Origin of the sequence: Streptococcus sp. 20925_1_22, assembly GCF_041431685.1 — a bacterium.
In the GTDB taxonomy this organism is placed as follows: Bacteria; Bacillota; Bacilli; order Lactobacillales; family Streptococcaceae; genus Streptococcus.
The window spans coordinates 31,841-55,634 of record NZ_JAPVYE010000008.1 but is presented as its reverse complement, the minus strand read 5'-3'; the positions used below and the strand labels follow the sequence as shown (position 1 = coordinate 55,634).

Genomic DNA, 23,794 nt, shown 5'->3' with positions numbered 1-23,794 from the left:
GCTTTACAATTCAAAAAGCTATAAAAGCTGTTCTAATAACAATTCGATATAATTCGTTTACACTATAAGCGATATTTTGTAAATGAAATTTACAAAAACGTAAATCTCATGTAATTCTAGGATTGAGACATGATTTGTCCTTGCTGAATGGTGAAAATTTTAATATCTTGTGGAAGATTTTTTAAATGTTCTAAAGTTGTTGTAGTGATGAAAGTTTGAATATCCTGAGAGATAGTTTCTAATAATTTTAGTTGACGGTTATTGTCAAGTTCGCTCATTACATCGTCAAGCAACAAAATAGGCGTTTCCTTTGTAATGCTTTCTATTAACTTGATTTCGGCTAGTTTCAGAGATAAAACAAGACTGCGATGCTGACCTTGACTACCAAAGTTGGCATCCATCTGGTTGATAAAAAAAGCAATATCATCACGATGGGGACCAACGCCTGTATTTTTTTTGAATAGATCGCGTTTACGGCTGCTTAATAAAGAAGAGTGGTAAGTTTCTTCTAAACTGTCAATTTGGTGTAAAGGAATAGATGACAGATACTTGACAGTCAATTCTTCCAAATTTTGAGAGATGTCCCAGTGCTTGTCTTGAGCAAAGCTTTCTAATTTTTGCAAAAAATCCAACCGATGCCTTATGACACGACAGCCATAGTCAACTAGCTGATCATCAAGGACAGTCAAGAAGGTTTCATCAACTTTGTCATTAGCTTTCAGATAGGCATTGCGTTGTTTGAGGACATGGTTGTAATTGGATAAATCTGATAGATAGACAGGTTTGATTTGTCCGAGTTCAATATCTATAAATTTACGACGTAGACTGGGGGAGCCTTTAATCAACTGTAAATCTTCAGGAGCAAAAAGGACAACATTCATAGTTCCAATGTAGTCTGATAATTTACTTTGCTTCAAGTGGTTGACTTTTGTGATGCGACCTTTTGGTGTCAAGTTAATGTCAAGGGGAACTTTACCAGTCTTTTTTTCCAAGATACCAGAGACAAGGAGTTCATTTTCTGTAAAATGAATCAGATCCTTATCTGAGCGTGTGCGGTGGCTTCTTGTCAAGGCTAGGAAATAAACAGCTTCTAAAATATTGGTTTTACCTTGTGCGTTCTGACCTAGAAAGACATTTAATCCAGGATGGAAGTCAATATCAGCTTCCTGATAATTTCGGAAATGCTTGATTTTTAATGATTGCAGCCACATGATTAGATACCAGGGAAGCGAACAGGGCTTTTAGTAGTTTTCTGCTTTTTAGGTACCCCTGTATTCTTACGCTTTTCTTTTTTAGAAGTCTGGTTTTTTTTAAAATCCTTATTCATGGCTTTGACAAGTTCAGCAACTCGTTTTTTTTCTGCGATTTCTTTCTGGTGTTGCAGAATTTCTTCTTGACTAGGAGCTGTCAGATTAATTTCAATTCCTTGCTCAGGAAGGGAAATCCTATCATTGACACGGAGTTTTTTTCCCCGGCGGTTTTCTGGCTCACCGTTAAAAAGAACTGGATATTCACTTAGAAATGTTTTAATTGCTCCGCCGCTTTGGATAATTCCTGTTTCTTTTAAAAGTGCTTGCAGCGTGATGTAGTCATCAAATAATTTAAATAATTTATATTCCATATTTCACCTCAACCCTGTCATTATACCATATTTGTTAGTAAAAAGTGCTGAGGTACTTTGGATAAAATCGGAAATTTTCTCCTGTTATCAGAAAACGTTTTAATCAGCAAAAAGCTTGGTGGAACAAACAAATCAGAGGCATTTCATGATATAATAGTAGTCTATATTATTCAGTATGAGGGGCGTCATGGAAATCACTAAAGGAGTTCGTCTCCATTTTATTCAATCAGAGAAATTTAAAACAAACAAAATTAGGGTTCGTTTTTCAGCGCCTATGTCCAAAGAAACAGTAGCTGGTCGGGTTTTAACAGCCAGCATGCTAGAGACTGTCAATGCTGTTTATCCTACTTCGCAGGCTTTTAGAGAGCGTCTGGCCAACTTGTATGGTGCTGATTATTCTACGAGTCTTTCAAGGAGAGGATTTATCCATTATTTAGATATCAATCTTTCTTTTGTGCGGGATAAATTTTTGAGTCGTAAGAATGTCCTGACAGATGCCATGCTTGATTTTTTGAAAGCCAGTCTGTTTTCTTCATTGGTAAGTCAGAACGCTTTTGATGAATCTGCTTTTGAAATTGAGAAGAAAAATATCTTGAATGATTTGGAAGCTGAAATTGAGAATCATTTTTATCATGCTCACCGAGAATTAGATAAACTCTTTTATGAAGAAGAGGAAATGCAGATGCCTCGTGTTGGGACGATTGAATTAATTCAGAAAGAGACAGCTGCAAGCAGTTTTGCTGCTTTTCAGCAGATGCTTCAGGAAAATCAGATTGACTTTTTCTTTATTGGGGACTTTAATGAAGTGGCTGTTCGGGAGAAAATTCAATCTTTCAATTTTGCACCTCGCCAGCAAGAACTTCAGTTAGTTTATCAGCAAGAATATTCCAATGTTTTGCGAGAAGGACTGGAGCAGAAGGACGTGCATCAGTCAATTATTGAGTTGGGCTATCACTTCCCTATTCAGTACGGAGAGAGTGAGCACCTGCCTTTGGTCGTTTTAAATGCTTTGCTAGGTGGCTTTGCTCATTCGAAATTATTTGTCAATCTTCGTGAAAAGGAAGGGCTGGCTTATACAATTTCTAGCAATTTTGATATTTTTTCAGGAATGATGCGGATTTACGCTGGTATTGACCGCAGCAATCGGACCAGAACAGTTGCTTTAATCAACCGACAGATTGGTGATTTGAAGCGTGGAAATTTTAGTCTGGAAGAACTGAATCAAACCAAGAAAATGCTGAGAAATTCGGTATTGTTAGCTCAGGATCGACAGAATACAATCTTAGAGAGAGCTTATATGGCTTCTGTTTTAGGGAAAAAATTCTTATCTCTTGAAGCTTGGTTGGAAGCTTTGGAACAGGTTCATAAAGATGATATTATCAAGGCAGCTGGTCTCTTGAAATTACAAGCTATTTACTTTATGGAAGGAAAATAATGCAGGGAGAAGTGTTAGAAAAAATTAATTATTCAGCAGTGGGAGAAACGGTCTATCAGACAGTCTTGGCAAATGGTTTGCGTGTTTTTCTTCTGCCTAAAAATGATTTTAATGAGACTTATGGGATTATCTCAACTAATTTTGGTTCAGTGGATACAGGGATTGTTTCACGTGAAACCAAGCAGGTCACTCAATATCCGGCTGGAATAGCTCATTTTTTGGAACATAAGCTTTTTGAAGGCCCGCAGGGAAAGGATCTGCTGCTGGAATTTACTAAGCTAGGAGCTGAGAGTAATGCCTTTACGAGCTTTACTCGGACCAGTTATCTGTTTTCTGCAACGGATAACATTTCAGAAAACCTACAGCTTTTGCAAGAACTTGTGCATCGGGTTGATTTCACAAAAGAATCCATTTTGCGGGAACAGGATATTATCGGCCAAGAAATTGAAATGTATCAGGATAATCCAGATTATCGTCTCTTTTTTGGAGCCTTGGCCAATCTCTATCCTCAAACACCTCTGGCAGAAGACATTGCAGGAACGAAAGAGTCCATCTCTGAAATTACCGTCGAAAATTTGAAGGAAAATTTCAAAAACTTTTATCATCCTTCTAATATGACTTTGTTTGTGATTGGAAATTTTGATTTGGAACAGATAGCTTCTGAGATTGCAGAACAGCAGGAAAAACTAGTTTTTGCTGGGAGTTCGGAATCTATTGAAAAAATTCCTGTTAGCCTTCACCCAGTGGTATCAACGGATACTCACCGAATGGAGGTGGCGAGTCCAAAACTGGCAGTTGGGATTCGAGGGACAGACTTTGTTGATGAATCGGAGCTGTATCACTATAAAATCACTTTGAAACTCCTATTTGCCATGATGTTTGGCTGGACTTCCAAGCGTTTCCAGTCCCTCTATGAAAGTGGGAAAATGGATAATTCTTTAACGCTGGAAGTGGAAGTAGAAAAAGATTTTCACTTTGTCATGTTGACGATGGACACTCAGGAGCCGGTGGGACTTTCTCATCAATTTCGCTCAGCCATCAAGAATTTTGACAAGGATCCGGATGTGACAGAAGAACATTTGGATACGATTAAAAGTGAGATGTTTGGTGATTTTCTGCATGGTTTAAACTCACTTGAGTATATTGCAACCCAATATGAACCTCAGTTGATGGGTGAGAATCTGTTTGATTTGCCGAAAATTTTACAGGACATCAGTCTGAATGATGTGATAAAACTAGGTCATCGATTTATCGATCAGTGTGATATGACAGATTTTACTATTTTTCCAAAATAATTCCAGAATCGTTTTTAAAATTTTGTTAAAATAGTGAAGAATAGAAAAAAGGGAAAAGTACGTATGAGAAAAAAAACGATAGGAGAAGTGTTAAAGCTTGCCCGGACCAATCAAGGGCTGAGCTTAGAGGAATTGTCAAAAAAGACAGATATTCAGCAGGATTTGCTGGAAGCGCTGGAACGAAATGACTATGATTTGCTTCCTAGTCCTTTCTATGCCCGTAGCTTCTTGCGGAAATATGCTTGGGCTGTAGATTTGGATGAATCCATTATTCTGGAGGCTTACGAAGCTGGTGAGATGATTGTCTTTGATGAAGTGGCACTGGCAGCAGATGAGGAATTTAGGAGCAGAAAAAATAAAAATAAAAGCTCTTTTCTCCCCTTGTTCTATTTTCTCTTATTGGCTTCAGCTATTGCTGCTTTCGTGGCATACTATATCTGGAGCTATGCTCATACTAATTCGGTAAGTTTCAAAGCATCTAACAGCAATTATAGTCTTGTTTCCTCTACAAGCACTAACAGTCAGAAGAGTTCCTTTTCTTCGGCTGATTCTAAGTCAGTTTCTTCCTCAGCTAGCAAATTGACAGTTAGTGGAAGCGGAGAGAATTTGATTGCTGAGTATAGTGGAGCAAGTCAGCCTGTTAAAGTGACCGTTTCTGTGGATCAAACGACCAATTTGGTAAGCATAAGCGATTCAGAACTAGCCGAAGGCATCACCTTATCTCCTGAAAAATCAAGCCAGACGGTTTCTCTTGAGCCAGGCAATAAGTATCTTATTACGATAGCACCTGTTAAAGGAGCAACTGTGACGATAGAGGGACAAAAACTAGATACTTCGGCTTTGACTAGTGATAGTGGAACCATTAGTTTGAACATTACGAAAGGATAAAAACGAAGGGAATCCCATGAAAAAAGAAAATATTCCAAATGCCTTAACTCTTGTTAGAATTGCTTTAATCCCTGTATTTGTTGTGATTTTAACATTCGGTCATTCTTACACCATGCATATCTTGGCAGCTTTTATATTTGCTTTTGCCAGTATAACTGATTATCTAGATGGTTATTTGGCTCGAAAGTGGGAAGTGGTAACAAACTTTGGTAAATTTGCTGATCCCATGGCTGATAAGCTTTTAGTGATGTCTGCTTTTATCATGTTGATTGAGATGAAAATGGCTCCTGCCTGGGTTGTAGCTATTATTATTTGCCGGGAATTGGCAGTAACAGGTCTGCGCTTGCTTCTAGTGGAAACAGGCGGTACAGTCTTGGCGGCTGCTATGCCTGGTAAAATCAAGACCTTCACGCAGATGTTTGCTATTATTTTTCTACTGATTCATTGGACTCTCTTAGGGCAAATCCTTCTGTATATCGCTTTAATCTTTACGATTTATTCTGGATATGACTACTTCAAGGGAAGTGCCTATCTCTTTAAAGATACCTTTAAATAATATGAAAAATATCATCGAAGTAAGAAATCTTAAGTACAAATACGATAGTGAGTCTGAGAATTACACTTTAAATGATGTCTCCTTTCAAGTAAAAAAAGGGGAATGGCTGTCTATTGTTGGTCATAATGGGAGTGGAAAATCAACCACAGTTCGTTTGATTGACGGTCTTTTAGAAGCGGAAAGCGGAGATATTATTATCTCAGGCGATAAGCTAACAGCTGAAAACGTCTGGGAAAAACGCAGACAGATTGGTATGGTATTCCAAAATCCAGATAATCAGTTTGTCGGAGCAACTGTAGAAGACGATGTAGCCTTTGGTTTGGAAAATCAAGGGCTGGACTATAATCTGATGGTAGAGCGAGTCCAGCAGGCATTAGAGCTTGTCGGCATGCAGGATTTTAAGGAGCGTGAACCAGCTCGTCTTTCTGGAGGCCAGAAACAGCGGGTAGCTGTTGCAGGTGTGGTAGCTCTGAGACCGGATATTATTATTTTGGATGAAGCAACTAGCATGCTGGATCCAGAGGGACGTTTGGATCTTATCCAGACCGTGAAAAAAATTAAAGATAGTAATCAGCTGACCGTCATTTCTATCACTCACGACCTGGATGAAATAGCCTTAAGCGACCGTGTTTTGGTCATGAAAGAGGGTCAGGTTGAATCTACCGCTACCCCGAGAGAACTTTTTTCTCGAGAAGATTTGGAAGAGCTAGGATTGGATCAGCCATTTGTTAATCAGGTAAAGGCGGCTTTGTGTCAGTCTGGGCTTCCTCTGCCAGACTCTTACTTAACAGAAAAAGAATTGCAGGATCAACTATGGGTATTACTCTCAAAAATGTAAGTTATACTTATCAAGCTGGCACCCCTTTTGAGGGACCAGCGCTTTTTGGAGTGGATTTGGAGATAAAATCCGGCAGCTACACCGCTCTTATCGGTCATACTGGCAGCGGTAAGTCAACCATTCTCCAGCTTTTAAATGGCTTACTGGTTCCCAATCAGGGCAGTGTTAAAGTAGGCAGTACAGTCATCACGGCTGATTCCGTCAATAAAGACATTAAACAGGTGCGCAAGAAGGTCGGTCTGGTCTTTCAATTTCCGGAAAGTCAAGTTTTTGATGAAACAGTTTTGAAAGATGTGGCTTTTGGCCCTCAGAATTTTGGTGTTTCTAAGGAAGAAGCGGAAGCGTTGGCGCGTGAAAAGCTGCACTTAGTCGGAATTTCTGAGGATTTGTTCAATCGCAGTCCTTTCGAACTTTCTGGTGGCCAGATGCGCAGGGTGGCCATAGCAGGTATACTGGCCATGGAGCCTGATATCTTGGTTTTGGATGAGCCGACAGCAGGACTTGATCCATCCGGTCGAAAAGAACTGATGAGGCTCTTTGAAGAGCTGCATCAAGCCGGTATGACCATTGTTTTGGTAACTCACCTAATGGATGATGTAGCCAACTTTGCTGATACAGTCTATGTTTTAGATAAGGGCAGAGTCGTCAAGAGCGGTCAGCCTGCTCAGGTCTTTCAGGAGCTTGATTTTATGGAGAGTATTCAATTGGGTGTTCCTAAGATTACAAAATTTGCTCACGAATTGGCGGAGAAAGGGATGACATTCTCGCACTATCCTATTACAATTGAAGAATTCAAGGAGATCTTGCATGGATAAGTTGATTTTAGGCCGCTATATTCCCGGAAATTCAATTATTCATCGTTTGGATCCGCGGAGCAAGTTGCTAGCGATGTTTCTTTTTATTCTATTAATTTTCTGGGCCAATAATCTTGTGACCAATCTGCTGCTGTTTGTTTTCGTTTTTAGTTTGGTCTTGCTGTCCAAGGTTCCTTTGAAGTTCTTTTTAAAGGGTATCCAGTCTATGGTGTTTATCATAGCTTTTACCACCTTGTTCCAGCTGTTTTTGACCTCGGGAGGGGCCACAATCTTTCGATTCGCTTTTGTCAGAATTACAGAACTAGGACTGTCACAGGCTGGCATTATTTTTAGCCGCTTTATTCTGATTATTTTCTTTTCTACTCTTCTGACTCTGACAACGACGCCCTTAAGCTTGTCCGATGCGGTTGAGTCTTTACTGAAACCTCTGAAGGTTTTCAAGGTGCCAGCACATGAGATTGGACTGATGCTCTCTATGAGCCTGCGCTTCGTTCCAACGTTGATGGATGATACTACTCGGATTATGAACGCCCAGAGGGCGCGTGGTGTTGACTTTGGCGAGGGAAAGCTTGTTCAAAAGGTTAAATCTATTATTCCCATTCTAATCCCTTTATTTGCTTCCAGTTTTAAAAGGGCGGATGCTCTAGCAATTGCCATGGAAGCGCGTGGCTATAATGGAGGTGAAGGGCGGACACGTTTTCGCCGCTTGGCATGGAAAAGAAATGACAGCTTGGCTATTATTAGCTTACTTATATTAGGTATTCTACTTTACATATTGAAAAACTGATCTACTGTTTAAAGTGTTTTTAGAGAATAGTATAAGTTGAACTTGTCTATTTTTTGCTTGGTCAAAGAAAATATTTGGGGGAAAAGCTCTAAAAGTCTGTTTTTAACGTCTAAACTAAATGTTCTTGTAACGTTTGACTTGGTAATGTAACTTTTTGGTAATATTTTATGTGTAAGATAGTATTATCACCGAAAGGAGAATTACTTTTTAATGAACAAAAAAACAGCAAAATGGACTTTAACAGGTGCAGTCGCTGCAGCGGCTTTCTTGGTTTCAGGTATTGCAAATGCCGAGACCTATACAGTTGAAGCCGGTGATACTTTATCAGCTATTGCTAACGAAAAAAATACAACTCTTGAGAAATTAGTAGAGTTAAACAAGATTGCAGATCCAAATCACATCCGTGTTGGTCAAATCTTGGAACTTGGAAATAGTGCCAAAACGTCTGAAACAAGCGTAGCAGCAACTGCAACTCCCGTAAATAATTATGCAGCACCTGCAGCAACAGCTAATTCAGCAGCAACTTCAGGAGGCCTTGTACTTAGCAATGGTAATACCGCTGGTGCAACTGGTTCTTATGCAGCATCACGTATGGCAGAGATGACAGGTGTTCCTGCATCAACTTGGGAAGCTATCATTGCCCGTGAATCAAATGGTCAAGTAGATGCTTACAACGCATCTGGTGCTAGTGGTCTTTTCCAAACGATGCCAGGTTGGGGATCAACGGCTACTGTTGATGATCAAATCCAATCAGCATATAGTGCCTACAGTGCTCAAGGACTTTCAGCTTGGGGCTACTAAGATAGAAATAAAAAAACCACAGAAATCTGTGGTTTTTTGGTTTACATAAAGTTGACAATTTATAAGCAGAAAATGATAGTGTAGATAAAGATTTAAAGGGAACAATCTTATCTAGATCGACAAATGTGTAAAGTTATGAAAAGTGTTCGTTCAATATTTTTAAAATGTGCTTGGGAGAATTAGCCAGCAAATCTGCTCCGTTTTCTAGTAACTCTTTTTGGTTGCCAAAGCCCCAAAGGACTCCCAGAGTTGAGATTCCTACTTCTTTACCGCCAATTATATCAAACTTTGTATCGCCTATAATTATGGTTTCTTCTGGATTTGCATCTAGTGTTCGCAGAGCTCGGCGCAGTACATCTGCTTTGTGAAATGAATCTGGCAGTGAGCCAAAAATATCATCGAATTGCTCAGAGATGGCTAGATTTGCTAATAAATCTTGTGCTGTGGGTTGATTTTTACTTGTTGTTACATAAATCTGATAGCCGGCTTCTTTTAACTGTGTTAGCAATTCTGGTATCCCCTCATAGAGGCGGACGCCCCAGATGCCTTTTTCCTTATAAAATCTGCGATAATAGTTAATCGCTTCTGGGACTTGGCTTTCTTCAAGAACAGAAGCGAAGCTTACTTCCAGAGGCGGCCCCATAAAACTTTTGATAATACTTTCTTCAGGGCACTCTTTTCCAAGTTGTTTGAAGCTGTATTCAAAGGATTCTTGGATGCCCTTTGAACTGTCAACTAAAGTTCCATCCAAATCAAAGAAGATATGTTTCAAATGACTCATCTTGCCTCCTTATTTACTATCTAGTAAATCTACTTGACAAATTTGTCAAGGTTATTCTCCGAAGATTTCTTTTGAAAGTCTGCGACCTGTCGGTGTTGTAGCTAGGCCACCTTCAGCTGTTTCTCTGAAAGCAGTAGGCAGACTTGATCCGACTTGATACATGGCGTCAATGACTTCGTCAACAGGAATTTTAGATTCGATTCCTGCAAGAGCCATATCAGCTGCAATAAAGGCGTAACTGGCTCCCATAGCATTTCGCTTGACACAAGGCACTTCGACCAGACCAGCTACTGGATCACAAATCAAGCCCAGCATGTTTTTAATGACAAAACAAATAGCTTGACTGGCTTGAAAAGGTGAACCTCCAGCAGCGAGAACTAAAGCAGCTGCACTCATAGCAGAAGCGGAGCCAACCTCAGCTTGACAGCCACCTTCAGCACCCGAAATTGAGGCGTTATTGGCAATAACTAGGCCAAAAGCGCCTGCAGCTAATAGAAAGTTTAGCTGTTCTTCTTCTGAGAGTCCTAATTTTTCAATGGCAGATGTAAGAACAGCTGGCAAACAGCCAGCGCTGCCGGCAGTAGGTGTTGCACAAACTAAACCCATTTTAGCATTATGTTCATTGACAGCAATAGCATTTTTTGCAGCAGTCAGCACAGTGTAATCTGATAAAGTCTTTCCTGACTGGATATAGTGGTCAAGTTTTGCTGCGTCTCCGCCAGTCAAGCCGCTGCGAGACTTGCTCTCATCCAGTCCAAGAAGGACAGAGGCTTTCATGACTTCCAGATTGCGACCCATCAGTCGCAGGACTTCATCTCTTTCACGACCAGTTAATTCATACTCGGTAGCAATCATCAATTCAGCAACATTTCCTTGGTAATCCAAGTCAGCTTGCTCTACCAATTCTTTGATGGAATAAAACATATTTTCTCCTATTTAAAGAAATTCACATTGTGCAGATGAGGAATATTACGGATTTCATTGATGGCTTCTTCACAGCTGCGGCTGTCAACTTCAATAATCATAATTGCTTTTTCTCCAGCCTTCTCACGGGTAACATTCATCTGAGCTATATTGATATTGTAGCGTGACAGAGCTTCGGTGACATGGGCAATCATACCTGGGACATCTTGGTGGACAATAATGATGGTCGGAGTATTCATGCTCAGAGATACTGAGAAGCCATTCAACTCTGTTACTTGAATGTTGCCGCCACCGATAGAGACTCCAGTCACACTGATTGTTTTATGGTCATTTTTGATTGTAATCTTGGTCGTATTAGGGTGGGGTGCATTGCTATCCTTTTGAATCGTCCAGACAATCTTGATACCGCGTTTATGGGCGATTTCAAGGCTGTTAGGAATCTCTGGATCATCTGTATCCATACCTAAAATCCCTGCTACAAGAGCTAAGTCAGTTCCGTGACCTCGGTAAGTTTTGGCAAAAGAGTTAAAGAGCTGGAATTCTACTTCTGTTGGCTCATCATTAAAAATAGAGGAGACAATTTTTCCAATACGTACGGCGCCTGCTGTATGGCTGCTTGATGGGCCTATCATCACAGGTCCGATAATATCAAAAACAGATTGAAATCTCAGTAAAGTCATAATTTCTCCTTGCAGCTTATTTATTATTTTCATTATAACAAAGTTAAGGGCTTTCTGCTGATTTTTTAAATGAATTAAAAGTGAATATTATAAAATTTTGTTAGAGGAGAAAGTAAACGAGAAAATCAATAACTTTACAGAGTTGTAAACATTCTTTACAGTTGATAATTCTAGTTAAATTTCTGATTTGTTTTCCTAATCCTTTCGTGCTATAATAGGGCTTGCTCAAGCGACCTTCAATCGTTGAAAGCACAGCACGACCTTCAATCGTGAAATAACGAAAAGATGGGAGAACACAATGAATGATAACTCTAAGATCCGTGTCGTTGTTGGTATGAGCGGAGGCGTCGATTCATCAGTAACTGCTTTGCTCTTAAAAGAGCAAGGTTACGATGTAATTGGCATCTTCATGAAAAACTGGGACGACACAGATGAATTTGGTGTCTGCACAGCCACAGAAGACTACAAGGATGTAGCAGCTGTTGCAGACCAGATTGGCATTCCTTACTACTCTGTCAACTTTGAGAAAGAGTACTGGGATCGCGTTTTTGAATACTTCTTGGCAGAATACCGAGCTGGTAGGACTCCAAATCCAGATGTCATGTGTAACAAGGAAATCAAGTTTAAAGCCTTCCTTGACTATGCCTTGACACTGGGTGCAGATTATGTTGCAACGGGTCACTATGCTCAGGTGAAGAGAGACCAAGATGGCCTAGTACATATGCTGCGTGGCAAGGACAATAATAAGGATCAGACTTACTTCCTAAGCCAACTGTCACAGGAACAACTCCAAAAGACCATGTTTCCTCTGGGTCATTTAGAAAAGCCAGAAGTTCGAGCGATTGCTGAAAGAGCTGGTTTAGCTACAGCTAAGAAAAAAGACTCGACAGGTATTTGCTTCATTGGTGAGAAGAATTTTAAAGAATTTCTGAGTCAATATTTACCAGCCCAGCCTGGTCGAATGATGACCTTGGAAGGCCGAGATATGGGCCAGCATGCTGGGTTGATGTATTATACTATTGGCCAGCGGGGTGGTCTTGGAATTGGTGGTCAGCATGGTGGTGATAATGAGCCTTGGTTTGTGGTTGGAAAAGACCTCAGCCAAAATATTCTTTATGTGGGTCAAGGCTTTTACCATGACAACTTAATGTCAACCAGCCTTGACGCTAGTCAGGTTCATTTTACAAAAGAAATGCCTGAAGAATTTACGCTGGAATGTACTGCTAAGTTCCGTTATCGTCAGCCAGATTCTAAGGTGACAGTTACTGTAAAGGGTGACAAGGCTGTTGTCAACTTTGATCAACCGCAAAGAGCTGTTACTCCAGGTCAAGCAGTCGTCTTCTATGATGGAGGTGAGTGCCTAGGTGGAGGCTTGATTGACAGAGCTTATAAGAATGGTCAAGTCTTGCAGTACATTTAGATTGACAATTCAACATAATTTGCTAAAATAAGATAAGCAATACCTATGATGGTCAAAGCTCATGGATGTTGCAGGCTTTTTTGTCCTGCACTTCTAGAGATTTGGCCTTTTTTGGTGAAAAAATGAAGGAAAAAGAAATGTCACACAATTTTACTGAAAGTTATGATATTATCGTGATTGGGGCAGGCCACGCTGGAGTTGAGGCATCTCTGGCAGCCAGTCGAATGGGTTGTAAGGTTCTTTTGGCAACCATCAATATTGAGATGCTGGCTTTTATGCCCTGCAATCCATCTATCGGAGGGTCTGCAAAAGGCATTGTCGTTCGTGAAGTAGATGCTTTGGGCGGAGAGATGGCCAAGAATATTGACAAGAGCTATATCCAGATGAAAATGCTCAATACTGGTAAAGGGCCCGCTGTTCGGGCTCTTCGGGCGCAGGCGGATAAGGAAGTCTACTCCAAAGAAATGCGGAAGACTGTCGAAAATCAAGAAAATCTGACTCTGCGGCAAACCATGATTAATGAAATCTTGGTAGAAGATGGTAAGGTCATTGGGGTTAAAACAGCGACCCATCAGGAGTATGCGGCTAAAGCCGTCATTGTTACGACCGGAACAGCCTTGCGGGGAGAAATTATCATTGGTGATCTCAAGTATTCATCTGGTCCTAACCATAGTCTGGCAGCCATTCCTTTAGCAGATAACCTGCGGGATCTAGGTTTTGAAATTGGTCGTTTTAAAACCGGAACGCCTCCGCGTGTCAAGGCGTCATCTATCAATTATGATGTGACCGAGATTCAGCCAGGTGATCAAAAGGCCAATCATTTTTCATACATATCTCGTGATGAGGACTATGTGAAAGATCAAGTGCCTTGCTGGTTGACTTATACCAATGCGGAAAGTCATGAAATTATCCAAAATAATCTGCACCGAGCTCCCATGTTTTCAGGTATCGTTAAGGGTGTGGGTCCTCGTTATTGCCCGTCAATCGAGGATAAGATTGTCCGTTTTGCGGATAAGGAACGCCACCAGCTTTTCTTAGAACCTGAGGGTCGTGATACAGAAGAAGTTTATGTGCAGGGGCTGTCAACCAGTTTGCCAGAAGATGTACAGAAGGACTTGGTTCACTCTATCAAGGGTCTAGAAAATGCCGAAATGATGCGGACAGGCTATGCCATTGAGTACGATATGATTATGCCTCACCAGTTACGGGCAACCTTGGAAACCAAGAAAGTTTCTGGGCTCTTTACAGCAGGTCAGACCAATGGGACTTCTGGTTATGAAGAAGCCGCTGGTCAAGGGATTATTGCTGGGATTAATGCAGCTTTGAAGATCCAAGGGAAGCCGGAGTTAATCTTGAAGCGCAGTGATGGTTACATTGGAGTCATGATTGATGATTTAGTGACCAAGGGAACCGTAGAACCTTATCGCCTCTTGACTAGCCGAGCTGAGTACCGTTTGATTCTCCGCCATGACAATGCAGATATGCGTTTGACAGAGATGGGACGAGAAATTGGTCTGGTTGATGATGAGCGCTGGGCTCGTTTTGAGATTAAAAAGAATCAGTTTGACAATGAAATGAAGCGTTTGGAATCTATCAAACTAAAACCTGTCAAGGAAACAAACGCTAAAGTAGAAGAGCTTGGCTTTAAGCCTCTGACGGATGCAGTAACTGCCAAAGAATTTATGCGACGGCCAGAAGTATCTTACCAGGATGTGGTTCAGTTCATTGGTCCGGCGGCAGAGGAGCTTGATGAAAAGATTATCGAGCTAATTGAGACAGAGATTAAGTACGAAGGCTATATTTCCAAAGCCCTTGATCAGGTTGAAAAGATGAAGCGCATGGAAGAGAAGCGCATTCCGGCTAATATTGACTGGGATGATATTGATTCGATTGCGACAGAAGCACGACAGAAGTTTAAGAAAATCAATCCAGAAACAATTGGTCAGGCTAGTCGTATTTCTGGTGTCAATCCAGCAGATATTTCTATTTTGATGGTTTACTTAGAAGGCAAGTCTAGAAGCATTTCTAAAAATCAAGCGAAGTAACTCTTTTAAAAGGCTTAGTTTCCTTTGGGAAGCAGCCTTTTTGTGTAAATTTACAAGAGGTTTACAAGATTGTAAACTTTGAAAGACTATTTTTCGCTTCCTTTACCCTTCTTAAATGCTTTACTTATTGGGAGAAATTCGCTTTTTTCTTGGATTTATGGTAAAATGGCGGAATAAGAGGTCTATGATGAAAAAATTTCGTTTTGCCCCAATTCACTTGGCGATGGCGGGTCTAATTTCCTTTATAATCTTAGCCATCTGTCTGAGGCTTTTTGGTGATAGTTTAGCCATGCTAGCTGCTCTCATGCTTGTGCTGGCTCTTTTGATTGTGCTTTTTATCCAGCAACAGAGAGTATCCGAGCTAGATGAGATTGAGCAGATTCATTATGTCAATCATCAAGCAGAAGGAAGCCTCGCTTCCTTGCTGGATAAGATGCCAGTTGGTGTCATTAAAATTAGTGAAGATAATGGTGATGTAGAGTGGTTTAATCCCTATGCAGAACTGATTTTTACAACTGAAGATGGTGATTTTGATGCTGATATGCTCAAGAATATCATGAAGGCTGCTTATTCAGACTCTGGTCATTATGCTACGGTTGGAGACAAGAAATATTCGGTTTACTTGGACCGTGCATCCAGTGTGTTTTATTTTTTTGATGCATCCAATGAATACGAAGCCACTGTTGGTCTGGTAACAACGCGCCCGGTGATCGGAATTATCTCGGTGGATAATTATGATGATTTGGAGGATGTCGTTTCTGACACAGATATCAGCCATATCAATAGCTTTGTGGCCAACTTTGTAGCAGAATTTTCTGAGCAGTTTCACATGTTTTACCGTCGGGTTAGCATGGATCGGTTCTATCTTTTTACGGATTACACGGTGTTGGAACAGCTGATGGAAAATAAATTTTCTATCATTGATCAATTCCGGACGGAAGCTAAAAATCGAGAGCTGTCGCTGACACTCAGTATGGGCTTTTCTTATGGTGATGGCAATCATGATGAAATCGGTCGGGTAGCCCTGCTTAACCTCAACTTAGCTGAAGTTCGCGGTGGGGATCAAGCTGTCGTCAAAGAAAATAATGACAACATGAACCCAATCTTCTTTGGTGGAGGAACGGCGTCAGCTGTTAAGCGCACGCGCACCCGAACTCGAGCTATGATGACTGCAATCTCTGATAAGATTAAGAGTGTGGATCAGGTCTTTATAGTCGGACATAAAAATCTGGATATGGATGCCTTGGGCTCTTCTCTTGGTATGCAGCTCTTTGCCAGTAATATCATTGAGAAAGCTTATGTGGTCTATGATCCGTCTCAGATGGCTTCTGACATTGAACGATCCATTACAAAGCTCCAGCAGGAAGGGGCTGACTATCTGGTGCCACTTTCTGAAGCAGTAAATATGGTGACCAATCGTTCGCTTTTGATTATGGTTGATCACTCCAAGATTTCTCTGACGCTGTCTAAGGATTTCTTTGATCAATTCAGTCAGATTATCGTAGTTGATCACCATCGTCGTGATGAAGATTTTCCGGAAAATGCTGTAATTGCCTATATCGAAAGTGGGGCTAGCAGTGCCAGTGAGTTGGTGACGGAGCTGATTCAGTTCCAGAATTCTAAAAAGAACCGTCTCAGTAAGATGCAAGCCAGCCTTCTCATGGCGGGGATCATGCTTGACACCAAAGGATTTTCATCTCGAGTCACCAGTCGGACCTTTGATGTGGCCAGCTATCTACGGACTCGGGGCAGTGACAGTGTTGTGATTCAGGACATTTCCGCTACGAATTTTGAGGAATATCGTGCGATTAATGAACTGATTTTAAACGGCAAGAAGATTTTGCCTAATGTCATTGTAGCAGCTGGTCCAGAGGAGAACACTTATGATACGGTTGTCATCAGTAAGGCAGCTGATACCATGCTCTCCATGTCAGGAATTGAAGCTACTTTTGTCGTGAGCAAGAATACCAAAGGCTATGTGTCTATTTCGGCTCGCAGTCGCAGCAAGATCAACGTTCAGCGAATTATGGAGAAGCTGGGCGGTGGCGGTCATTTCAATCTGGCGGCAGCTCAAATTGAAGGTAAAACAGTTTCTGAGGTCCTTCAGTCGCTGAATCAAGAAATTATGGACCAAGTCATTAAAGAGGAAGTAATAATAGACGAGGAGAAAAAAGGATGAAAGTAATTTTTTTAGCAGATGTAAAAGGCAAGGGCAAAAAAGGCGAAATCAAGGAAATGCCGACTGGCTATGCTCAAAATTTTCTGATTAAGAAAAATTTAGCCAAGGAAGCAACAGCGCAGGCTATCGGTGAGCTGCGCGGTAAGCAAAAGTCTGAAGAAAAAGCACACGCTGAACTAGTGGCAGAAGCTCAGGCTATTAAAGCTAAGTTAGCAGAAGAAGCTACTCTTGTTGAATTTACTGAAAAAGTTGGTCCAGACGGCCGCACCTTTGGCTCTATTACCAGCAAGAAAATAGCAGAAGAGCTGCAGAAGCAGTTTGGCATTAAAATTGACAAGCGCCACATTAAGGTGGACTCACCGATTCGCTCCATTGGTCTGATAGATGTTCCAGTGAAAATTTATCAGGATATAACTGGGGTGATTCGTTTGCGGGTTAAAGAAGGATAATAGTGATTTGAAGGAAGGATTTACCGATGGCAGAGATTGATGAACTCCGAGCTCAGCCTCAGGATATTTTAGCGGAGCAGTCCGTCTTAGGAGCCATTTTCATTGATGAGAGCAAACTGGTCTTTGTTCGTGAGTATATCGAGCCTGCTGACTTCTTTAAGTATGCCAATCGCTTGATTTTCAAGGCTATGATTGACTTGGCTGACCGCGGCGATGCCATTGATGCAACGACTGTTCGCAATATTTTGGACAGTCAGGGTGACTTGCAGAATATTGGCGGTCTCAGCTACTTGGTGGAAGTGGTCAATTCTGTGCCGACCTCTGCCAATGCTGAATACTATGCTAAAATCGTTGCAGAAAAGGCCATTCTAAGGCGGCTGATTTCGCGTCTGACAGAGTCTATCAATCAAGCCTACGATGGTGACCGTCTGTCAGAGGAAATTATCGCCGGAGCTGAAAAAGCTCTGATTGATGTCAGTGAGACGGCCAATCGCAGTGGCTTTAAAAATATCCGTGATGTGCTGAATCTTAACTTTGGGAATCTGGAGGCTCGGTCTCTGCAGACGTCAGATATCACTGGGATTGCGACTGGCTACCGTGAGCTGGACAAGATGACGACTGGTCTGCATGAGGAAGAGTTAATCATTCTGGCGGCTCGGCCAGCGGTCGGAAAGACGGCCTTTGCTCTTAATATTGCTCAGAATATCGGAACCAAGCTGGATAAGACTGTAGCCATTTTCTCTCTGGAAATGGGGGCGGAGAGCTTGGTGGACCGGATGTTGGCTTCTGAAGGGGTGATTAACTCTCATTCCATTCGTACGGGGCAACTGACAGATGAAGAGTGGCAAAAATATACCATTGCGACAGCTAATCTGGCCAACGCTAGTATTTATATCGATGATACACCAGGGATTCGGATTACAGAGATTCGCTCGCGGGCTAGAAAACTGGCTCAGGAAACGGGTAATCTAGGGTTGGTTTTGATTGACTATTTGCAGTTGATTACGGGAACTGGGCGTGAAAATCGCCAGCAAGAAGTTTCGGAAATTTCCCGGCAGTTGAAAATCTTGGCGAAGGAGCTCAAGGTGCCGGTCATTGCGCTGAGTCAGCTCTCGCGTGGCGTGGAGCAGCGGCAGGATAAGCGACCAGTGCTGTCTGATATTCGGGAATCAGGTTCCATTGAGCAGGATGCGGATATCGTTGCCTTCCTTTACCGGGATGATTATTATGATCGAGCTGGTGAGGAGGAAGAAGGCATTCCCAACAACAAGGTTGAAGTCATTATCGAGAAAAACCGGAGTGGAGCGCGTGGTACAGTAGAGTTAATTTTCCAGAAAGAGTATAATAAATTCTCAAGTATTTCCAAAAGAGAGGACGAATAAAGATGAGTGATGCATTTACAGATGTGGCAAAAATGAAAAAAATCAAAGAAGATATCAAGGCGCATGAAGGACAAATCGTTGAGATGACGCTGGAAAACGGTCGTAAGCGCCAAAAAAGCAAGCAAGGCCGTCTGATTGAAGTTTATCCGTCTTTGTTTATCGTGGAATATTCCAATGAAGGCGGTCAGCCAGGGGAAATCTCTAATACCTATGTAGAGTCTTATACTTATTCTGACATTTTGACAGAAAAGAACCTCATCCGTTATTTTGATGAATAGAAAGGTCCGGTGGGCCTTTTTACTTATATTTGAAGCATTTCCTCAGTCAAATCGACTTATATAGAGGATGATAAGCAAAGAAAACAGGTGGTCATCATGATTAAAAATTTGGTTTTTGATTTGGGCAATGTTCTGATTGAATGGAATTCTGAGAAAATCTTGACATATTTTGAACCTGAGAAAGAGCGGCGGCAGGTTCTTAGACAGGCCATTTTTGAGTCGGGTGTCTGGCATCAGACGGACAAGGGAGAGCTGGATTTGAAAGAAGCTTGTGAGGAAGTCCTGGCTCAGTTAGACGCCTCCTATCACTCTGCCGTTAAGAATATCTTTTATCATTGGTATGAGGTTGTGCATGTTTACAGTGGTTTACAGGAAAGGATTCGGCTATGGGCTGACCAGGGCTATCGAATCTATATCTTGTCAACCACTTGTGAGATTTTTTATCATATTGAAAAAGCTGGTTTGTTGCCCATTTACCCACTTCTGTCGGGCTATATCCTTTCCTCAGAGGTCGGTGTTGTCAAGCCGGAAGCAGAGATTTACCAAAAGCTCTTGAAAAAGTATGGTTTGAATCCAGTAGAATCCGTCTTCATTGATGATATTCAGGCTAACTTAGATACGGCAGCTGAACTGGGCTTTGAAATCATTTTATCCACAAGTGAGACTGAGAATATCAGAGCTATGGAGGCTTTGCTGGCTGCGAAAGGGAAGTTTGGCTGATTGATGATAGTTTGCTTTACTTATAGTTGAAAAGGAGCGATCCCAAGCTCCAACCTTGACATTTGCTGATGATTGCGCTATCATAGTCCTATATATGGGAGTCTGTGTACAGTCTGAGAGGAAGTGTAAGCTTCGACCGCACCTGATCTGGGTAATGCCAGCGTAGGAATCATACCGAAAATATTGGTATTTGTGCGCCTTTTCCATATATGGAAAAGGCCTTTTCTTTTATCATCTTTATCGATGATGATATCTTGAAGAATTGCAGCGCTAAAAATGCAGGAAGGGAGGGAAATCGTTCTAATGAAAGCACTACAAAGGCTGATGCGGCAGCAAATCGGTCTCTTAGGTATGCTGGGTGTACTTGTCATCTGGCAGGTCATGGGCTGGCTCAAGCTCTTGCCCAAGTTTATCCTGCCGACACCTCTGGAAATCGGTCAGGCCTTTATCAGAGATGCTGGATTTCTAGCAAGTCATAGCTGGGCGACCTTAAAAGTAGCCTTGCTGGGTTTAGTCTTGGGCGTCATCTTAGCCTGTATATTAGCTGTGCTCATGGACAGCATGAGCTGGCTCAATGATCTGATTTACCCCATGATGGTCGTGGTGCAGACGATTCCTACCATTGCTTTGGCGCCAATTCTGGTTCTCTGGCTGGGTTATGGGATCTTGCCCAAGATTGTGCTCATTATTCTGACGACGACTTTTCCGATTATCATCAGTATTCTGGACGGTTTTCGGCATTGTGACCGGGATACTCTGACTCTCTTTGAGCTTATGCAGGCCAATCGCTGGCAGATTCTCTGGCATTTTAAGATTCCAGCTAGTCTGCCCTATTTCTATGCGGGCTTGCGCGTCAGTGTTTCCTATGCCTTTATCACGACCGTGGTTTCTGAATGGCTGGGCGGTTTTGAAGGCTTGGGTGTCTATATGATCCAGTCTAAGAAACTTTTCCAGTACGATACCATGTTTGCTATTATCATATTGGTTTCGGTTATCAGTCTTCTGGGGATGAAGCTGGTGGCTGTCAGTGAAAAATATGTCATTAAGTGGAAATAGGAGCTCAGCTCTGCTATTTTCCAAAGAAAGAAAAGAGGATAATGATGAAAAAAAGTTATAAAGTGTTGCTGGCAGGCTTGGCTGCTGTGTCTATCTTTGGTCTAGCGGCTTGCAGTAAGTCAGACTCGGAGTCAGCTAAGAAGGATAAAAAGATTGATTTTATCCTAGACTGGTCACCTAACACCAATCATACCGGCCTTTATGTGGCTCAGGAAAAAGGCTACTTCAAGGAAGCAGGCGTGGATGTGGATATCAAGTTGCCGCCTGAAGATAGCAGTTCGGATTTGATTATCAACGGCAAGGCTCCTTTTGGAATTTATTTCCAGGACTCTATGGCTAAAAAATTGGATAAGGGTGCGGAAATCACAGCTGTTGCCGCTATTGTAGAGCACAATACTTCGGGCATTATTTCCAAGAAGTCTGCAGGGATTACTGGACCTAAGGACCTAGCTGGGAAGAAATATGGCACCTGGAATGATCCAGTGGAGCTAGGCATGCTTAAAACTTTGGTTGAAAGCCAAGGCGGCCAGTTTGATGAAGTGGAAAAAGTTCCCAACAACGATTCCAACTCTATTACGCCGATTGAAAATGGCTTGTTTGATGCGGCCTGGATTTATCATGGCTGGGACGGCATCATGGCTCAGACGCAAGATATGGACACTAATTTCTTTTATATGAAGGACTATGTTAAAGAGTTCGACTATTATTCTCCAGTCATCATTGCCAATAATGACTATCTCAAGAAGAATCCGGACGAGGCGAAAAAGGTCCTGCAGGCTATCAAGAAGGGCTATCAATATGCCATGGAGCACCCTGAAGAAGCAGCGGATATTTTAATCAAGCATGCGCCAGAGCTGAAAAACAAGCGTGATTTTGTTTTGGCTTCTCAAAAATATCTGTCTGAGCAATATGCATCAGATAAAGAAAAGTGGGGTCAGTTTGAGGCTAGCCGCTGGAATGCCTTTTACAAATGGGCCAAGGATAAAGGTATCGTGGACAATGACTTGAGTGACAAGGGATTTAGCAACGATTATATAAAATAATGACAGAAATTAAACTTGAAAATGTAAGCTATGCTTATGATGAGCAGCAGATTTTGAAAGACATCAGCCTACAGGTAGAAGCAGGTCAGGTCGTAGCGATTTTGGGACCTAGCGGAGTCGGGAAAACGACCCTCTTTAATCTGATTGCGGGGATTTTGGAGGTCCAGTCGGGCAGGATTGTCCTAGACGGGCAGGAAAATCCCAAGGGCCGGGTGAGTTATATGCTGCAGAAGGACTTGCTGCTGGAGCACAAGACGGTGTTGGGCAATGTCATCTTGCCCCTCTTAATCCGAAAGGTATCCAAAAAGGAAGCGACGGAGCAGGCAACTCAGATTTTGAAGGAGTTCGGGCTCTTTGATGTGGCAGATAAGTATCCACATGAGCTGAGCGGGGGGATGCGGCAGCGCGTGGCTCTGCTGCGAACCTATATGTTCGGCCACAAGCTATTTCTTCTGGACGAGGCCTTTAGTGCCTTGGATGAGCTGACCAAGATGGAGCTGCACACTTGGTATCTGGATATTCACCGTAGGCTGGGTCTGACGACTCTCCTTATCACTCATAGCATCGAGGAAGCTCTGGCTCTCAGTGACCGTATCTATATTCTGAAAAATCGACCTGGGCAAATCGTTGCAGATCTCCAGCTGACCTGGTCAGACAGCGAGGATAAGGAATTGCAGAAGCTGCGATACAAGCAGGAGATTTTGAAGATTTTGGGAGTGTGAAGCAACTGCCTGAATTCCTTTGCTTTCAAGAAACAACTTAAATCAAGCCTCTGTGCTTGATTTTTTGTATGTAAGTGTCTAGAGTTTTGAGAAAGTGAAAAATTGAATAAGAAATTGATGAGGAAATGAGAAATCATTTCCTTGAATTTCTGCTATTTTTTTATCTTCTCAAAAATTCAGACACATACTTTTTGTATGAGGCCCTTTACTTTTGACTTTATTCATGGTACAATAGCCCTTGTGTGAAATAGCAGCAGGAAAGCATGGAGCTCGTCAACAGAACATCAGCTATAAAAGTAGCCTTAGCTGTTTGGGCGAAAATGTTCTGCACGAATCAGGGCTTTCTAAGTGACTATTTCCTCAAAAATATTTTACAGGAGGACATTTTTATGTCACGTTATACAGGACCATCTTGGAAACAAGCTCGTCGTTTGGGTCTTTCTCTTACTGGTACAGGTAAAGAATTGGCTCGCCGTAACTATGTACCTGGTCAACATGGACCAAACAACCGCAGCAAATTGTCAGAATACGGTTTGCAATTGGCTGAAAAGCAAAAACTTCGCTTCACTTACGGTGTAGGTGAAAAACAATTCCGTAACTTGTTTGTTCAAGCTTCAAAAATCAAAGAAGGAATCCTTGGTTTCAACTTCATGCTTCTCTTGGAGCGTCGCTTGGATAACGTTGTTTACCGTCTTGGTCTTGCGACTACTCGTCGTCAAGCTCGTCAATTCGTAAACCACGGTCACATCCTTGTTGACGGCAAACGCGTTGATATCCCATCATACCGCGTAACTCCAGGTCAAGTGATCTCAGTTCGCGAGAAATCATTGAAAGTTCCAGCAATCCTTGAAGCTGTTGAAGCAACTCTTGGACGTCCAGCATTCGTATCATTCGATGCTGAAAAATTAGAAGGTTCATTGACTCGACTTCCAGAGCGCGACGAAATCAACCCAGAAATCAACGAAGCACTTATCGTTGAATTCTACAACAAAATGCTTTAATTTGTATTTGTTCAGAAGTCGGTTTCCCGGCTTCTTTTTTATACTCTCAATGAAATAATAAAGCTAATTCCTACTAAA

24 protein-coding genes and 1 riboswitch are annotated in these 23,794 nt (G+C 41.8%); of the genes, 19 read left to right on the top strand and 5 right to left on the bottom strand.

The annotated features are described in order from the left end of the window. Positions 1-116: 116 nt before the first annotated feature. Together recF and yaaA are read right to left on the bottom strand one after the other, a co-directional pair. Entirely contained in the window at positions 117-1,211 is a 1,095-nt protein-coding gene (gene recF / locus O3621_RS10445; RefSeq protein WP_314448143.1) for a DNA replication/repair protein RecF, read from the bottom strand. A gap of 2 nt (positions 1,212-1,213) precedes the next feature. Then, positions 1,214-1,621 (bottom strand): S4 domain-containing protein YaaA, encoded by a 408-nt coding sequence (yaaA, locus tag O3621_RS10440; RefSeq protein WP_314448142.1) that lies wholly within the window; start codon positions 1,619-1,621, stop codon positions 1,214-1,216. A gap of 187 nt (positions 1,622-1,808) precedes the next feature. On the opposite strand from yaaA, the gene yfmF reads away from it, so the two are divergent. The 8 genes from yfmF (at position 1,809) to O3621_RS10400 (ending at position 9,036) form a co-directional block, all read left to right on the top strand. Next, the gene (gene yfmF, locus O3621_RS10435) at positions 1,809-3,056 is read left to right on the top strand and encodes an EF-P 5-aminopentanol modification-associated protein YfmF (protein WP_314448139.1); all 1,248 of its coding nucleotides are present in this window, start codon (positions 1,809-1,811) and stop codon (positions 3,054-3,056) included. Further along, the gene (gene yfmH / locus O3621_RS10430) at positions 3,056-4,351 is read left to right on the top strand and encodes an EF-P 5-aminopentanol modification-associated protein YfmH (RefSeq protein ID WP_314448138.1); all 1,296 of its coding nucleotides are present in this window, start codon (positions 3,056-3,058) and stop codon (positions 4,349-4,351) included. The genes yfmF and yfmH overlap by 1 nt, the downstream gene beginning before the upstream one ends. A 33-nt stretch (positions 4,352-4,384) precedes the next feature. Then, on the top strand, positions 4,385-5,239 hold the full coding sequence (gene rodZ / locus O3621_RS10425; RefSeq protein WP_314448137.1) for a cytoskeleton protein RodZ: 855 nt from the start codon (positions 4,385-4,387) through the stop codon (positions 5,237-5,239). A gap of 16 nt (positions 5,240-5,255) precedes the next feature. Continuing rightward, positions 5,256-5,795 (top strand): CDP-diacylglycerol--glycerol-3-phosphate 3-phosphatidyltransferase, encoded by a 540-nt coding sequence (pgsA, locus tag O3621_RS10420; RefSeq protein ID WP_002899412.1) that lies wholly within the window; start codon positions 5,256-5,258, stop codon positions 5,793-5,795. Between the two features lies 1 nt (position 5,796). Continuing rightward, positions 5,797-6,633 (top strand): energy-coupling factor ABC transporter ATP-binding protein, encoded by an 837-nt coding sequence (locus O3621_RS10415; protein WP_314448135.1) that lies wholly within the window; start codon positions 5,797-5,799, stop codon positions 6,631-6,633. Then, positions 6,609-7,448, top strand: a complete 840-nt coding sequence (locus O3621_RS10410; RefSeq protein ID WP_314448133.1) for an energy-coupling factor ABC transporter ATP-binding protein — start codon at positions 6,609-6,611, stop codon at positions 7,446-7,448. Before O3621_RS10415 ends, O3621_RS10410 begins: the two co-directional genes overlap by 25 nt. Then, complete coding sequence (locus tag O3621_RS10405; protein ID WP_002905670.1) at positions 7,441-8,235, top strand: energy-coupling factor transporter transmembrane protein EcfT; 795 nt, start codon at positions 7,441-7,443, stop codon at positions 8,233-8,235. Before O3621_RS10410 ends, O3621_RS10405 begins: the two co-directional genes overlap by 8 nt. A gap of 210 nt (positions 8,236-8,445) precedes the next feature. Continuing rightward, positions 8,446-9,036: a LysM peptidoglycan-binding domain-containing protein gene (locus tag O3621_RS10400; RefSeq protein ID WP_009659542.1), complete on the top strand. Its 591-nt coding sequence runs from the start codon at positions 8,446-8,448 to the stop codon at positions 9,034-9,036. A gap of 133 nt (positions 9,037-9,169) precedes the next feature. On the opposite strand, the gene O3621_RS10395 is transcribed toward O3621_RS10400, so the two are convergent. The 3 genes from O3621_RS10395 to sdaAB are packed head-to-tail and all read right to left on the bottom strand — an operon-like array spanning position 9,170 to position 11,421. Continuing rightward, the gene (locus O3621_RS10395) at positions 9,170-9,817 is read right to left on the bottom strand and encodes an HAD family hydrolase (protein WP_314448127.1); all 648 of its coding nucleotides are present in this window, start codon (positions 9,815-9,817) and stop codon (positions 9,170-9,172) included. A gap of 51 nt (positions 9,818-9,868) precedes the next feature. After that, the gene (gene sdaAA / locus O3621_RS10390) at positions 9,869-10,741 is read right to left on the bottom strand and encodes an L-serine ammonia-lyase, iron-sulfur-dependent, subunit alpha (protein WP_002928565.1); all 873 of its coding nucleotides are present in this window, start codon (positions 10,739-10,741) and stop codon (positions 9,869-9,871) included. Positions 10,742-10,749: 8 nt separating this feature from the next. Next, on the bottom strand, positions 10,750-11,421 hold the full coding sequence (sdaAB, locus tag O3621_RS10385) for an L-serine ammonia-lyase, iron-sulfur-dependent subunit beta (protein WP_371514143.1): 672 nt from the start codon (positions 11,419-11,421) through the stop codon (positions 10,750-10,752). A gap of 274 nt (positions 11,422-11,695) precedes the next feature. Here sdaAB and mnmA point away from each other — a divergent pair, with 274 nt between their 5' ends. The 11 genes from mnmA (at position 11,696) to rpsD (ending at position 23,716) form a co-directional block, all read left to right on the top strand. Next, positions 11,696-12,841, top strand: coding sequence for a tRNA 2-thiouridine(34) synthase MnmA (mnmA, locus tag O3621_RS10380; RefSeq protein WP_314448173.1), 1,146 nt, complete (start codon positions 11,696-11,698; stop codon positions 12,839-12,841). A 137-nt stretch (positions 12,842-12,978) separates the two neighbouring features. Continuing rightward, the gene (mnmG, locus tag O3621_RS10375; protein WP_314448125.1) at positions 12,979-14,886 is read left to right on the top strand and encodes a tRNA uridine-5-carboxymethylaminomethyl(34) synthesis enzyme MnmG; all 1,908 of its coding nucleotides are present in this window, start codon (positions 12,979-12,981) and stop codon (positions 14,884-14,886) included. A 157-nt stretch (positions 14,887-15,043) separates the two neighbouring features. Continuing rightward, a complete protein-coding gene (locus O3621_RS10370) occupies positions 15,044-17,065 on the top strand; it encodes a DHH family phosphoesterase (RefSeq protein ID WP_032909870.1) in 2,022 nt (673 codons plus the stop codon). Then, the gene (gene rplI, locus O3621_RS10365; RefSeq protein ID WP_002894242.1) at positions 17,062-17,514 is read left to right on the top strand and encodes a 50S ribosomal protein L9; all 453 of its coding nucleotides are present in this window, start codon (positions 17,062-17,064) and stop codon (positions 17,512-17,514) included. Before O3621_RS10370 ends, rplI begins: the two co-directional genes overlap by 4 nt. Before the next feature lie 26 nt (positions 17,515-17,540). Then, the gene (dnaB, locus tag O3621_RS10360) at positions 17,541-18,896 is read left to right on the top strand and encodes a replicative DNA helicase (RefSeq protein ID WP_002894241.1); all 1,356 of its coding nucleotides are present in this window, start codon (positions 17,541-17,543) and stop codon (positions 18,894-18,896) included. Between the two features lie 2 nt (positions 18,897-18,898). Then, positions 18,899-19,174 (top strand): Veg family protein, encoded by a 276-nt coding sequence (locus O3621_RS10355; protein WP_002894239.1) that lies wholly within the window; start codon positions 18,899-18,901, stop codon positions 19,172-19,174. A gap of 96 nt (positions 19,175-19,270) precedes the next feature. Then, a complete protein-coding gene (locus O3621_RS10350) occupies positions 19,271-19,894 on the top strand; it encodes an HAD family phosphatase (protein WP_314448122.1) in 624 nt (207 codons plus the stop codon). Positions 19,895-19,978: 84 nt separating this feature from the next. Beyond that, a riboswitch (TPP riboswitch) is annotated at positions 19,979-20,080 on the top strand. Between the two features lie 90 nt (positions 20,081-20,170). Then, the gene (locus tag O3621_RS10345) at positions 20,171-20,950 is read left to right on the top strand and encodes an ABC transporter permease (RefSeq protein WP_002927386.1); all 780 of its coding nucleotides are present in this window, start codon (positions 20,171-20,173) and stop codon (positions 20,948-20,950) included. Next, positions 20,941-21,993: an ABC transporter substrate-binding protein gene (locus tag O3621_RS10340; protein ID WP_371514142.1), complete on the top strand. Its 1,053-nt coding sequence runs from the start codon at positions 20,941-20,943 to the stop codon at positions 21,991-21,993. The genes O3621_RS10345 and O3621_RS10340 overlap by 10 nt, the downstream gene beginning before the upstream one ends. Then, positions 21,993-22,715, top strand: coding sequence for an ABC transporter ATP-binding protein (locus O3621_RS10335; RefSeq protein WP_004189378.1), 723 nt, complete (start codon positions 21,993-21,995; stop codon positions 22,713-22,715). Before O3621_RS10340 ends, O3621_RS10335 begins: the two co-directional genes overlap by 1 nt. Positions 22,716-23,104: 389 nt before the next feature. After that, a complete protein-coding gene (gene rpsD, locus O3621_RS10330; protein WP_002899562.1) occupies positions 23,105-23,716 on the top strand; it encodes a 30S ribosomal protein S4 in 612 nt (203 codons plus the stop codon). Positions 23,717-23,794 lie beyond the last annotated feature (78 nt).